The 12,088-nt window shown below is 64.9% G+C and carries 17 protein-coding genes; 16 read left to right on the plus strand and 1 reads right to left on the minus strand.

The annotated features are described in order from the left end of the window. The 11 genes from QUV35_RS00565 to hisF all read left to right on the plus strand — a co-directional run bounded on the left by QUV35_RS00565 (position 1) and on the right by hisF (position 9,429). Positions 1 to 999 carry an ABC transporter ATP-binding protein gene (locus tag QUV35_RS00565; protein WP_300870166.1) on the plus strand — a complete coding sequence of 333 codons (999 nt, stop codon included), beginning with the start codon at positions 1 to 3 and terminating at the stop codon, positions 997 to 999. Next, a complete protein-coding gene (locus tag QUV35_RS00570) occupies positions 996 to 1,751 on the plus strand; it encodes an ABC transporter permease (RefSeq protein WP_300870167.1) in 756 nt (251 codons plus the stop codon). The genes QUV35_RS00565 and QUV35_RS00570 overlap by 4 nt, the downstream gene beginning before the upstream one ends. 8 nt (positions 1,752 to 1,759) lie before the next feature. Further along, a complete protein-coding gene (locus QUV35_RS00575) occupies positions 1,760 to 1,999 on the plus strand; it encodes a BolA family protein (protein WP_300870168.1) in 240 nt (79 codons plus the stop codon). Between the two features lie 14 nt (positions 2,000 to 2,013). Then, a complete protein-coding gene (murA, locus tag QUV35_RS00580) occupies positions 2,014 to 3,294 on the plus strand; it encodes a UDP-N-acetylglucosamine 1-carboxyvinyltransferase (RefSeq protein WP_300870170.1) in 1,281 nt (426 codons plus the stop codon). 79 nt (positions 3,295 to 3,373) lie between these two features. Further along, positions 3,374 to 4,024 carry an ATP phosphoribosyltransferase gene (gene hisG, locus QUV35_RS00585; protein ID WP_300870171.1) on the plus strand — a complete coding sequence of 217 codons (651 nt, stop codon included), beginning with the start codon at positions 3,374 to 3,376 and terminating at the stop codon, positions 4,022 to 4,024. After that, positions 4,021 to 5,364, plus strand: coding sequence for a histidinol dehydrogenase (hisD, locus tag QUV35_RS00590; protein ID WP_300870172.1), 1,344 nt, complete (start codon positions 4,021 to 4,023; stop codon positions 5,362 to 5,364). Before hisG ends, hisD begins: the two co-directional genes overlap by 4 nt. 61 nt (positions 5,365 to 5,425) lie before the next feature. Continuing rightward, positions 5,426 to 6,514 (plus strand): histidinol-phosphate transaminase, encoded by a 1,089-nt coding sequence (gene hisC / locus QUV35_RS00595; protein ID WP_300870173.1) that lies wholly within the window; start codon positions 5,426 to 5,428, stop codon positions 6,512 to 6,514. Next, positions 6,511 to 7,140 carry an imidazoleglycerol-phosphate dehydratase HisB gene (gene hisB / locus QUV35_RS00600; RefSeq protein ID WP_300870174.1) on the plus strand — a complete coding sequence of 210 codons (630 nt, stop codon included), beginning with the start codon at positions 6,511 to 6,513 and terminating at the stop codon, positions 7,138 to 7,140. Before hisC ends, hisB begins: the two co-directional genes overlap by 4 nt. A gap of 13 nt (positions 7,141 to 7,153) precedes the next feature. Beyond that, entirely contained in the window at positions 7,154 to 7,813 is a 660-nt protein-coding gene (gene hisH, locus QUV35_RS00605) for an imidazole glycerol phosphate synthase subunit HisH (RefSeq protein ID WP_300870175.1), read from the plus strand. A gap of 18 nt (positions 7,814 to 7,831) precedes the next feature. After that, a complete protein-coding gene (hisA, locus tag QUV35_RS00610; RefSeq protein ID WP_300870176.1) occupies positions 7,832 to 8,572 on the plus strand; it encodes a 1-(5-phosphoribosyl)-5-[(5-phosphoribosylamino)methylideneamino]imidazole-4-carboxamide isomerase in 741 nt (246 codons plus the stop codon). A 77-nt stretch (positions 8,573 to 8,649) separates the two neighbouring features. Next, on the plus strand, positions 8,650 to 9,429 hold the full coding sequence (gene hisF, locus QUV35_RS00615) for an imidazole glycerol phosphate synthase subunit HisF (protein ID WP_300870177.1): 780 nt from the start codon (positions 8,650 to 8,652) through the stop codon (positions 9,427 to 9,429). A gap of 10 nt (positions 9,430 to 9,439) precedes the next feature. On the opposite strand, the gene QUV35_RS00620 is transcribed toward hisF, so the two are convergent. Beyond that, complete coding sequence (locus QUV35_RS00620) at positions 9,440 to 9,934, minus strand: LapA family protein (protein ID WP_300870179.1); 495 nt, start codon at positions 9,932 to 9,934, stop codon at positions 9,440 to 9,442. A 124-nt stretch (positions 9,935 to 10,058) separates the two neighbouring features. Between QUV35_RS00620 and hisI the strand changes: the two genes are divergently transcribed. The 5 genes from hisI to tatA all read left to right on the plus strand — a co-directional run bounded on the left by hisI (position 10,059) and on the right by tatA (position 11,998). Beyond that, positions 10,059 to 10,457, plus strand: coding sequence for a phosphoribosyl-AMP cyclohydrolase (hisI, locus tag QUV35_RS00625; protein WP_300870314.1), 399 nt, complete (start codon positions 10,059 to 10,061; stop codon positions 10,455 to 10,457). Between the two features lie 7 nt (positions 10,458 to 10,464). Further along, the gene (locus QUV35_RS00630; protein WP_300870180.1) at positions 10,465 to 10,845 is read left to right on the plus strand and encodes a phosphoribosyl-ATP diphosphatase; all 381 of its coding nucleotides are present in this window, start codon (positions 10,465 to 10,467) and stop codon (positions 10,843 to 10,845) included. Positions 10,846 to 10,857: 12 nt separating this feature from the next. Then, complete coding sequence (locus tag QUV35_RS00635) at positions 10,858 to 11,247, plus strand: hypothetical protein (RefSeq protein WP_300870181.1); 390 nt, start codon at positions 10,858 to 10,860, stop codon at positions 11,245 to 11,247. Positions 11,248 to 11,260: 13 nt separating this feature from the next. Further along, positions 11,261 to 11,623, plus strand: coding sequence for a histidine triad nucleotide-binding protein (locus tag QUV35_RS00640; RefSeq protein ID WP_300870182.1), 363 nt, complete (start codon positions 11,261 to 11,263; stop codon positions 11,621 to 11,623). A 132-nt stretch (positions 11,624 to 11,755) separates the two neighbouring features. Then, positions 11,756 to 11,998, plus strand: coding sequence for a Sec-independent protein translocase subunit TatA (tatA, locus tag QUV35_RS00645; RefSeq protein WP_300870183.1), 243 nt, complete (start codon positions 11,756 to 11,758; stop codon positions 11,996 to 11,998). The last annotated feature ends 90 nt before the right edge of the window (positions 11,999 to 12,088 follow it).

Genomic DNA, 12,088 nt, shown 5'->3' on the forward strand with positions numbered 1-12,088 from the left:
ATGCCCGCAGTTTCCTTCCAAAACGTTTCCAAACTCTATCCGTCTTCGCGCGGCGCCGTGCAGGCACTGCAGTCGGTGTCGTTCGACGTCGAGGCCGGGGAGTTTTTCGGTCTGCTCGGGCCCAACGGCGCGGGCAAGACCACGCTGATCAGCATCCTGGCCGGTCTGGCCCGCGCCACCGAGGGCCGCGTGCTGGTGCACGGCAGCGACGTGCAGACCGATTACCAGGCCGCGCGCCGCCAGTTGGGCGTGGTGCCCCAGGAACTCGTGTTCGACCCTTTTTTCAATGTGCGCGAGGCGCTGCGCATCCAGTCCGGCTATTTCGGCATCCAGCGCAACGATGCATGGATCGACGAACTGCTTGAAGGTCTGGGCCTCACAGACAAGGCCAATGCCAACATGCGCCAGCTCTCGGGCGGCATGAAGCGACGGGTGCTGATTGCTCAGGCCCTGGTTCACAAGCCGCCGGTGATCGTGCTCGACGAACCCACCGCCGGCGTGGACGTGGAGTTGCGCCAGACCCTGTGGCAATTCATCTCCGATCTCAACAAGCGACTGGGCAGCACCGTGCTGCTGACCACCCACTATCTTGAAGAAGCCGAGGCGCTGTGCGGGCGCATCGCCATGCTCAAGCAGGGCAGGGTGGTGGCTCTCGAATCGACGTCTGCGCTGCTGTCGCGCGCGGCATCCAACGTGTTGCGCTTCAAGAGCGACAGAGCGCTGCCGCCCGAGCTGGCCGTGCAGGCACGCATCACCGGTCGCGTGGTGCAGCTGCCGGCCAACGACGCGCTGGCGGTCGAACGCATCCTGACGCGCTTGCGCGAGGCCGGTGTGGTTCCTGAAGACATCGAGATTCGCAAGGCCGATCTCGAAGACGTGTTCCTGGACCTGACCGGGGCTGGAGCACGGCCCGCCACCGGGCCGCTCCAGGCCGGTTCAGCCCCCCCGGCGGGCAGCGCAGCACACCCTGTGACGAGCGTGGGGGCGGGACCGGCATGACGGGCTGGCAGACCCTTTTCTACAAGGAAGTGCTGCGCTTCTGGAAGGTCGGCTTCCAGACCGTGGCCGCGCCGGTGATCACCGCCATCCTCTACCTGATGATCTTTGGTCACGTGCTCGAAGACCGGGTGCAGGTCTACGACTCGGTGAGCTACACCGCCTTTCTGTTGCCCGGCCTGGTCATGATGAGCGTGCTGCAAAACGCCTTTGCCAACAGCTCGTCCTCGTTGGTGCAGAGCAAGATCATGGGCAACCTGGTGTTCCTGCTGCTCACGCCGCTGTCCCACCGCGCCTGGTTCGTGGCCTATGTCGGCTCTTCCATCGTGCGCGGGCTGGCCGTGGGCGCCGGGGTGATGGCGGTCACCTGGTGGTTCGCGCAGCCTTCCCTGGTCGCACCGCTGTGGATACTTGCCTTTGGTTTCATGGGTGCTGCATTGCTCGGCGCGCTCGGGCTGATCGCTGGGCTCTGGGCCGAAAAGTTCGATCAGATGGCGGCATTCCAGAACTTCATCATCGTGCCCATGACCTTCCTCTCGGGCGTGTTCTACTCGATTCACTCCCTGCCCGAGTTCTGGCAGACGGTGAGCCACCTCAACCCGTTCTTCTACATGATCGACGGCTTTCGCTATGGCTTTTTCGGCGTGAGCGACGTCTCGCCCTGGATCAGCCTGGGCCTGGTCGGCGGTGCGTTGACCGTGGTGAGTGCCATCGCGCTGCACCTGCTCAAGACCGGCTACAAAATCCGTCACTGAAACACGACATGACCGCTGAACAACTGCAATCGCTCATCGCCGCCGGCCTGCCGTGCGAACACCTCGAAGTCACCGGTGACGGGCGCCACTGGGCCGCCGTGATCGTCTCGCCGGCGTTTGAAGGGCTGCGCCTGATCAAGCGCCACCAGGCCGTCTACGGCACGCTGGGTGAGCGCATCCAGAGCGACGAGGTGCACGCCTTGTCGATGAAGACCTACACACCCGCCGAGTGGGCGGCCCAACCCTGAACAGATCGCCAGGCATGGACAAACTCCGAATCACCGGCGGCCGGACCCTGCAGGGCGAGGTGACCATCTCGGGCGCCAAGAACGCCGCATTGCCCGAGTTGTGCGCCGCATTGCTCACCGAAGACCCGGTGACGCTGAACAACCTGCCGCGCCTGCGCGACGTGGCCACCATGCGCCAGCTGCTCGACAACATGGGGGTACAGACGCAGACCCACGGCGAGCGGGGCGGCATCACGCTGCAGGCGGCCGACCCGATCCAGGCCGTCGCACCGTACGAGCTGGTCAAGACCATGCGCGCCTCCGTGCTGGTGCTCGGACCGCTGCTGGCGCGCTTCGGCCACGCCCGCGTCTCGCTGCCGGGCGGCTGCGCCATCGGGTCGCGCCCGGTGGACCAGCACATCAAGGGCATGCAGTCGATGGGGGCCGAGATCGTGGTCGAGCACGGCTACATGGTCGCCAGGCTGCCTGCGGGCAAGACGCGCCTGCACGGCGCGCGCATCGCCACCGACATGGTGACCGTCACCGGCACCGAGAATTTCCTGATGGCCGCGGCACTGGCCGAAGGCGAGACGCTGCTGGAGAACGCGGCCCAGGAACCCGAGATCGGCGATCTGGCCCAGATGCTGATCGCCATGGGCGCGAAGATCGAAGGCCATGGCACCAGCCGCATCCACATCCAGGGCGTGGACCGTCTGCACGGCTGCACCCACCAGGTGGTGGCCGACCGCATCGAGACCGGCACGTTTCTGTGCGCGGTGGCCGCGACCGGTGGTGACGTGGTCTTGCGCCATGGCCGGGCCGACCACCTCGATGCGGTGATCGACAAGCTGCACGAGGCCGGCGCCGACATCGAAGCCGGCAAGGACAGCGGTGGCGATTTCATCCGTGTGCGGGCCACGGGCCGCCTGAAGGCCCAGAGCTTTCGCACCACCGAGTACCCGGGCTTCCCCACCGACATGCAGGCGCAGTTCATGGTGCTCAACTGCATCGCCGAAGGCACGAGCAAGGTGACCGAGACCATCTTTGAAAACCGGTTCATGCATGTCAACGAGCTGGTGCGCCTGGGCGCACGCATCCAGACCGATGGCAAGGTCGCCGTGGTGGAGGGCATCCAGCGGCTGTCGGGCGCCACCGTCATGGCCACCGACCTGCGGGCTTCGGCCAGCCTGGTGATCGCCGGCCTGGTGGCCGACGGTGAAACCGTCGTCGACCGGATCTACCACCTCGACCGGGGCTACGACCAGATGGAAGAAAAACTGCGCGGCATCGGCGCCGACATCGAGAGGGTGAAATGAAACTGCCCCCACGTTCATTCCGTTCACTGCCTCCCAAGGGGGCGCGCGCCTCCCTCGGGGCCGCCCGGCGGGAGTCGCCATGATCACCCTCGCCCTGTCCAAAGGCCGCATCTTCGACGAGACCTTGCCGCTGCTCAAGGCCGCGGGCATCGAGGTGCTCGAAGACCCCGAGAAGTCGCGCAAGCTGATCCTTGCCACCAGCAACCCGCAGGTACGGGTGGTGCTGGTGCGCGCCAGCGACGTGCCGACCTACGTGGAGCACGGTGGCGCCGACCTGGGCGTGACCGGCAAGGACACCTTGATCGAACACGGTGGCCAGGGCCTGTACCAGCCGCTCGATCTCAACATCTCACGCTGCCGCGTCAGCGTGGCCGTGCGCGCGGATTTCGATTACGCATCGGCGGTGCGCCAGGGCTCTCGCCTGAAGGTGGCCACCAAGTACACGCAGATCGCCCGTGAATTCTTTGCCGGCAAGGGCGTGCACGTGGACCTGATCAAGCTCTACGGAAGCATGGAGCTCGCCCCGCTCACCGGTCTGGCCGACGCCATCGTCGACCTGGTGTCCACCGGCAACACGCTCAAGGCCAACCATCTGGTCGAAGTCGAACGCATCATGGACATCAGCGCGCGCCTGGTGGTCAACCAGGCCTCGCTCAAGCTCAAGCAGGCGGCCATCCGCCCGATCATCAATGCCTTCGCCCAGGCTATCGAACAAAGCTCCCGCGCATGACCTTCAACGCCCGTCCCGCCCGCCTGTCCACCTCCGCTGCAGACTTCGAGGCGCAGTTTGCCGCCCGGCTGCACTGGTCGGCCGAGACCGATGGTGCGATCGAAGAGCGGGTGTCCGGCATCCTGCAGGACGTGAAATCGCGTGGCGATGCGGCGGTGCTGGAATACACAGCCCGTTTTGATGGCCTTGATGTGTCGAACCTTGACCAACTGGAGCTCACCCAGGCCGAGCTCCTGGCCGCCTTCGACGGTTTGCCCGATGCGCAGCGCAACGCCCTGCAAGCCGCGGCCCGACGGGTGCGCAGTTATCACGAAGCACAGAAAAAGGCCGGTGGCGAGAGCTGGAGCTACCGGGACGAAGACGGCACGCTGCTGGGCCAGAAGGTCACGCCGCTGGACCGTGTGGGCATCTACGTGCCCGGCGGCAAGGCCGCGTATCCGTCGAGCGTGTTGATGAATGCGATTCCCGCCCATGTGGCCGGTGTGGCCGAAATCATCATGGTGGTGCCCACGCCCCGCGGCGAGAAGAACCCGCTGGTGCTGGCAGCTGCGCATGTGGCCGGCGTCACCCGGGCCTTCACCATCGGCGGCGCGCAGGCTGTGGCCGCACTCGCCTACGGCACGGCCACCGTGCCCAAGGTCGACAAGATCACCGGGCCGGGCAACGCCTACGTGGCCAGTGCCAAGAAGCGCGTGTTCGGCATCGTGGGCATCGACATGATCGCGGGTCCGAGCGAGATCCTGGTGCTGGCCGATGGCAGCACGCCGGCCGAGTGGGTGGCGATGGACCTGTTCAGCCAGGCCGAGCACGACGAACTGGCGCAGAGCATCCTGCTGTGCCCCGATGCCGCCTACATCGAGGCGGTGCAGGCCGCCATCGACCGCCTGCTGCCGACCCTGCCGCGTGCAGCCATCATCGCCCGGAGCCTCAACTTCCGCGGGGCCCTGATCCACACACGCAGCATGGAAGAGGCCTGCGCCATCAGCAACCGCATCGCGCCCGAGCACCTCGAAGTGTCGAGCAGCGAGCCGCACCGCTGGGAGCCGCTGCTCAAACATGCCGGCGCCATTTTCCTGGGGGCTTACACCAGCGAAAGCCTGGGTGACTACTGCGCCGGACCCAACCACGTGCTGCCCACCAGCGGCACGGCACGCTTCAGCTCGCCGCTGGGCGTGTACGACTTCCAGAAGCGCAGCAGCCTGATCGAGGTGAGCCAGGCCGGCGCACAGAGTCTGGGCCTCATTGCCGCCGAGATGGCTTACGGCGAAGGCCTTCAAGCCCATGCCCGAGCCGCCGAGATGCGCCTGGACAAGGTGCCACCGATGCGAGGTGCCCTTTGAGCGCCGCGCCGGGTCGCCCCAAGCCGGCTCGCACCGCAGCGCGCAGCACGGAGGTTTTCCGATGAGCGTGAATCCACTGGGCGTGATCCGCCAGGACGTGCAGTCCATGCATGCCTACGCGGTGCAGGACGCTGCCGGCATGGTCAAACTCGACGCGATGGAAAACCCGTTCGCATTGCCGCCCGGGTTGCAGGCTGCGCTCGGTACCCGCCTGGGCGCCGTGGCGGTGAACCGCTACCCTGGCCCGCGCATCGACGATCTGAAGGTCGCGCTGGCCCGCTACGTGGACCTGCCCGCCGGCTGCAGCCTGATGCTCGGCAATGGTTCGGACGAACTGATTTCGCTGCTGACCCTGGCCTGCGACCTGCCGGGTGCGACCGTGCTGGCGCCGTTGCCGGGTTTTGTGATGTATGCCATGAGCGCGCAGCTGCAGGGTTTGAAGTTTGTGGGTGTGCCGCTCACGACCGACTTCGAACTCGATGAGACCGCCATGCTGGCTGCGATGCGTGAGCACAAGCCCGCCATCACCTACATCGCCTATCCCAACAACCCCACGGCCAACCTGTGGAGTGCCGACACCATTCGCCGCCTGATCGCCGAGGCGGGCAGTTTCGGCGGCCTGGTGGTGATGGACGAGGCCTACCAGCCGTTCTCCAGCAGCAGCTGGATCGACGAGATCCGTTCGGATCCGTTGGCCAATGCCAATGTGCTGCTCATGCGCACGCTCTCCAAGTTCGGCCTGGCCGGCGTGCGCCTGGGCTACATGCTCGGGCCACAGGCACTGGTGCAGGAAATCGACAAGCTGCGCCCGCCCTACAACGTGAGCGTGCTCAATGCCGAGTGCGCGCTGTTCGCGCTCGAGCATGCCGAAGTGTTCGCGCAGCAGGCGTTGCAGATCTGCGAGCAGCGTGCGGTCTTGCTCGAGGCCTTGCACCGGATACCGGGCTTTCAAGCCTTCCCCAGCCAGGCCAACATGGTGCTGGTGCGTGTGCCTGATGCGCAACGTTGTTTTGACAAGCTCAAGGCCCAGGGCATTCTGGTGAAGAATGTTTCTAGAATGCACCCACTGCTGACTCACTGTCTGCGGCTGACGGTGGGCACACCGTCGGAGAATGCCCTGCTGATCCGCGCCCTTCAGACCCCTCCATGACCTCCACGCCTTCCGCATCCGCCCCCGCAGGACCCTTTGACCGCGTCGCGTTCGTGCAACGCAACACCTCGGAAACGCAGATCGGCGTGCGTGTGAACCTCGACGGCACCGGTGCCGCCACCCTGGTCACCGGCATCGGCTTTTTTGACCACATGCTCGACCAGATTGCCCGCCATGGCTTGATCGACCTCGAGATCAACGCCGTGGGCGACCTGCACATCGACGGCCACCACACGGTGGAAGACGTGGGCATCACGCTCGGCCAGGCCTTTGCGCAGGCGGTGGGCGACAAAAAGGGCATTCGCCGCTACGGGCACGCTTATGTTCCCCTCGATGAAGCGCTCTCGCGCGTCGTCATCGACTTCTCCGGCCGTCCGGGCCTGCACATGCGCGTGCCGTTCAAAAGCGGCATGGTCGGCGGCTTCGACACCCAGCTCGCATTTGAATTCTTCCAGGGCTTCGTCAACCACGCGGGTGTCACCCTGCACATCGACAACCTGCACGGCGAGAACGCCCACCATCAGGCCGAAACCGTGTTCAAGGCATTTGCGCGCGCCCTGCGCATGGCGCTGGAGCGCGATCCGCGCATGGGCGACGTGATTCCCTCGACCAAAGGTTCGTTGTAACCCTTCCCCGGCCATGAAACGCAAGACAGTCGCCGTGGTGGACTACGGCAGCGGCAACCTGCGCTCCGTGTCGCAAGCCGTGCAGCATGTGGCGCGCAGCGAAGACGTCGAGGTGCTGGTCACCTCGCGCGCGCAAGACGTGCTGGACGCCGACCGTGTGGTGCTGCCCGGTCAAGGCCACATGGCCGACTGCATGAACGAGCTCGCCGCCTCCGGCCTGAAAGACGCCGTGTTGCACGCCGCCGCCAACAAACCGCTGTTCGGTGTCTGTGTGGGCATGCAGATGCTGCTCGACCGCAGCGAAGAAGGGCCGACCGACGGCCTGGGCCTGATCCCTGGCGAGGTGGTGCGGTTTCGGCTTGAAGGCCGACTGCAGGCCGATGGCAGCCGTTTCAAGGTGCCCCAGATGGGCTGGAATCCGGTGTTCCACGACCTCGGCCGCCCGGTGCACCCGCTGTGGGCCGGTATCAGGGATGGCTCCTATTTTTATTTCGTGCACAGCTTTTATGCTCGGCCTGCACAGGCCTCGCACTGCGTGGGCGAAGCCGACTATGGAGGCCGCTTCGCTGCTGCGATCGCCCGGGACAACATCTTTGCCACCCAGTTTCACCCCGAAAAAAGCGCCGACCAGGGGCTGGCGCTTTACCGCAACTTCCTCTCCTGGAACCCCTAGGCCTTTCCTCAAACCATCATGCTGCTGATTCCTGCCATTGATCTGAAAGACGGCCAGTGTGTTCGCCTCAAACAGGGCGACATGGACCAATCCACCGTGTTCGGCGAGGACCCGGCGGCCATCGCGCGCAGCTGGGTCGACAAGGGCGCGCGCCGCGTGCACCTGGTGGACCTGAACGGGGCCTTCGCCGGCAAGCCGAAGAACGAGCAGGCGATTCGGGCCATCCTCAAAGAAGTGGGCTCCGAGGTGGATGTGCAGCTTGGCGGCGGGATCCGGGACCTCGACACCATCGAACGCTACCTCGACGCTGGTCTGCGATACGTGATCATCGGCACGGCTGCGGTGAAGAACCCTGGTTTCCTGCAGGATGCCTGCACGGCCTTCGGCGGCCACATCATCGTTGGTCTGGACGCCAAGGACGGCAAGGTGGCCACCGACGGCTGGAGCAAGCTCACCGGCCACGAGGTGGTGGATCTGGCCAAGAAGTTCGAGGACTACGGCGTCGAGGGGGTGATCTACACCGACATCGGGCGCGACGGCATGCTCTCGGGCATCAACATCGAAGCCACGGTCAAGCTGGCACAGGCCCTCTCGATCCCGGTCATCGCATCGGGAGGACTGTCCAATCTCGAAGACATTCGCGCGCTCTGCGCGGTCGAAGATGAAGGCGTGGAGGGCGTGATCTGCGGGCGTTCCATCTACAGCGGAGACCTTGATTTCGAGGCCGCGCAGCTGTTGGCCGATGACCTCAATGGCTAGCAGGGTCCGCAGCCAGGCGGCTCACACCCTGACTTCACCGCTCCTCGAAAGAGCGCAGCCTGGCGCTGCGGCCTGACATGCTCGCCAAACGCATCATTCCCTGTCTCGACGTGACCGGCGGTCGCGTCGTCAAGGGTGTCAACTTCGTCGAGTTGCGCGACGCCGGGGATCCGGTGGAGATCGCAGCCCGTTACAACGAGCAGGGAGCCGATGAACTCACCTTCCTCGACATCACGGCCACTTCCGACGGCCGCGACCTGATCCTGCACATCATCGAGGCGGTCGCTTCCCAGGTCTTCATCCCGCTGACGGTCGGTGGCGGGGTGCGCACGGTCGAGGACGTGCGCCGTTTGCTCAATGCAGGCGCCGACAAGACCAGCTTCAACTCGGCCGCCATCGCCCATCCGCAGGTGATCCGCGACGCGTCGGCCAAATACGGTTCGCAGTGCATTGTGGTGGCCATCGACGCCAAGCGACGCCATGGTGAAGACCTCGCCTTGCGGGGAGAGGGCTGGGACGTCTACAGCCATGGCGGTCGCAAGAACACCGGCCTGGATGCCGTGAGCTGGGCCCGGCAGATGGCCGAACACGGCGCTGGCGAGATCCTGCTCACCAGCATGGACCGCGACGGCACCAAGTCCGGTTTTGACCTGGCCCTGACCCGCGCCGTGGCCGATGCGGTGGATGTGCCGGTGATCGCCTCCGGCGGGGTGGGCACGCTCGACCACCTGGCCGATGGCGTGCAGCAAGGGGGTGCCGACGCCGTGCTGGCGGCCAGCATCTTCCACTACGGAGAGTTCACCGTGGCCCAGGCCAAGGCACGCATGGCCGAGCGCGGGATTCCGGTACGGCTCTGAGTGGACGGCCTCAGCCGCGATCGCTGCGAGGCTGGAACTGCCGCTCCAGGCGGTCTTCCAGTTCGCCCAGGCTGGCACTCAGGCCGTTGCCGTTCTGCTCGATCACTTCGGTCATGGCGAGCTGAAGGCGGTCCACCTTCAGGTGCAGCTTTTCAGCCAGGTCGATTTCCCGCGCGGCGGTCGCCTGCATCTCGGCCTGCAGATAGGTTCGCAGCTCGGTGAAGCGCGAAGACTCGGCCTTGTCGGCGAGGTTGCGTTGCTCGGTGGCTTCGCGGGTGACGCGGCGCACCTCCATCATGTGCGTGGTCTGCTGGTAGACCAGCGCGGCGAGAAACACGATCAGCACCACGGCGAGCATGGCAAGCAGCACCAATCCCAGCGGAGCCTGCACTTCGGTGAAGCCGAAATTCAAGGCGGTGGGTTGCAGGATCTGTGCGAAGTTGAGCGCCACGAAGCCTGCGACCAACAGGATGAAAAGAATGAGAAGCAGTGTGCGGATTTTCATGGTGGTTCCTGTGCGCGGGGCCGCGCAGTGGCAAGCTTCTGGGTGGTGTCGGTCTTGTCAGAACCGGCTTCATCGTAGCGGCTTTGTTGCCTGCGTCCCTGGACCGTGCAAATGCCCATGGTAGATTCCTCGAATGAACTGGTTGGACGATGTGAAATGGGACGCGCAGGGCCTCGTGCCCGTGATCGCGCAAGAGCAGGTCACGGGCGACGTGCTCATGTTGGCCTGGATGAACCGCGAGGCGTTGCAGAAGACCGCCGAGCTGGGCCGCGCCGTGTATTTCAGCCGCTCGCGCAACCGCTTGTGGTTCAAGGGCGAAGAGTCGGGCCATGTCCAGACGGTGCACGACATGCGCCTGGACTGCGACAACGACGTGGTGCTGCTCAAGGTCACACAGCTCGGGCACGAGCCCGGCATTGCGTGTCACACCGGGCGGCACAGCTGCTTCCACCAGCGTCTGGACAAGGACCAGTGGCAATCCGTCGAACCCGTGCTCAAAGACCCTGAATCGATCTACAAGTGAGCCAGCGATGAACCCCACCGACGACCTCACGCGCCTGGCCGCCGTGATCGAAAGCCGCAAGCCTGCCAACGGGGGCGATCCTGAGAAGAGTTATGTGGCCCGGCTGCTCCACAAAGGGCCCGACAGCTTCCTCAAGAAAATCGGCGAAGAAGCCACCGAGGCCGTGATGGCCGCCAAGGATCTGGACCACGGCGGCGATCCGCAGAAGCTGGTGAACGAAACCGCAGACCTCTGGTTCCATTGCATGATCGCACTGGCGCATTACAACCTCGGCCCTGCTGATGTGGTGAGCGAACTGGTGCGGCGCGAGGGCTTGAGCGGCCTGGAAGAGAAAGCCATGCGCAAGGTGCTGGCGCGCGAGGCAGCCCCCGGACCCGAAGACCACTGAAAGGACACCGCCATGAGCGAGATCACCGACGTCGAGCCGATCGACAGCGAGCGGGCCCAGTCTCTCAAGAGCGTGGGCTGGTTCAGTTACATCCTTCACCTCATCGTGGCCGTGGGTGCCGTGCTGCCCGCCACCCAGCCGGGCGTGGCCCTGCTGATCGTGGCGCTGGTCATCGATCTGGTGAAAAAAGGCGATGCCGACGGGACCTGGCAGGCCAGCCATTTCGCCTGGCGCATTCGCACCGTGATCTGGGCCGCCGTGCTGTATCTGGTGACCCTTCCCCTGTGGCTGCTGTTCTTCATCCCGGGCTGGATCGCCTGGGGGCTCATTTCCATCTGGTTCCTCTACCGCATTGTCAAGGGCATGGTTCGAATGAACGCCAGCCTCGCCATGCCGGACTGAATGCTTCAATGCCATGACAGCACACGACCCCAACTGCCTCTTCTGCAAGATCATCGCGGGAAAGATTCCGTCCCGAAAAGTCTACGAGGACGAGGACCTTTTTGCTTTTCACGACATCCACCCTTGGGCACCCGTCCATTTTTTGCTGGTGCCCAAACAGCACCTTGCTTCAATGGCCCAACTGGAGCCTGAGCACGAGCGACTCATGGGGCGCATGATGGTGCTCGCACCCCGGCTGGCCCTGGAGCAGGGCTGCAACCCATATCCCGAAGGGGGGTTTCGCATGGTGTGCAACACCGGTACCGAGGGCGGGCAGGAGGTTCAGCACCTCCATGTGCATGTCATGGGCGGCCCGCGACCCTGGTTGCGCGGCTGACGGCAGTCCACGTGGCTGCAGGCTTGCCGGCCCGTTGCGCGCGATTGACCGCGCAAGGGGCTTGAACTCCTGTCCGGGCTTAGAATCCCACCCACAGCGCACTGCGCCATTCCTCAATATCTGGAGTAAACCATGGGTTCGTTTTCTATCTGGCACTGGCTCATCGTGCTGCTCATCGTGGTGATGGTCTTCGGCACGAAGAAACTCAAAAACATCGGCTCCGACCTTGGCGGCGCAGTCAAGGGCTTCAAGGACGGCATCAAGGAAGGGGGCCAAAACCCCGCCGATGCCAATGGTGCGGCCCCGGGCCAGGTGACCCAGGAAACCCGTGCTGACAAGAATGCCATCGACGTCGAAGCCAAGCAGAAAAGCTGAATTCCTCCATTGGCGCTGCGGTGACCACCATCGCTGCCCGAGCGCCCGCCCCCAGGCTCGGACCGAGCCAGAACCCGCCCGCAGGATGGC

This window comes from Hydrogenophaga sp., assembly GCF_030373225.1.
GTDB lineage: Bacteria > Pseudomonadota > Gammaproteobacteria > Burkholderiales > Burkholderiaceae_C > Hydrogenophaga.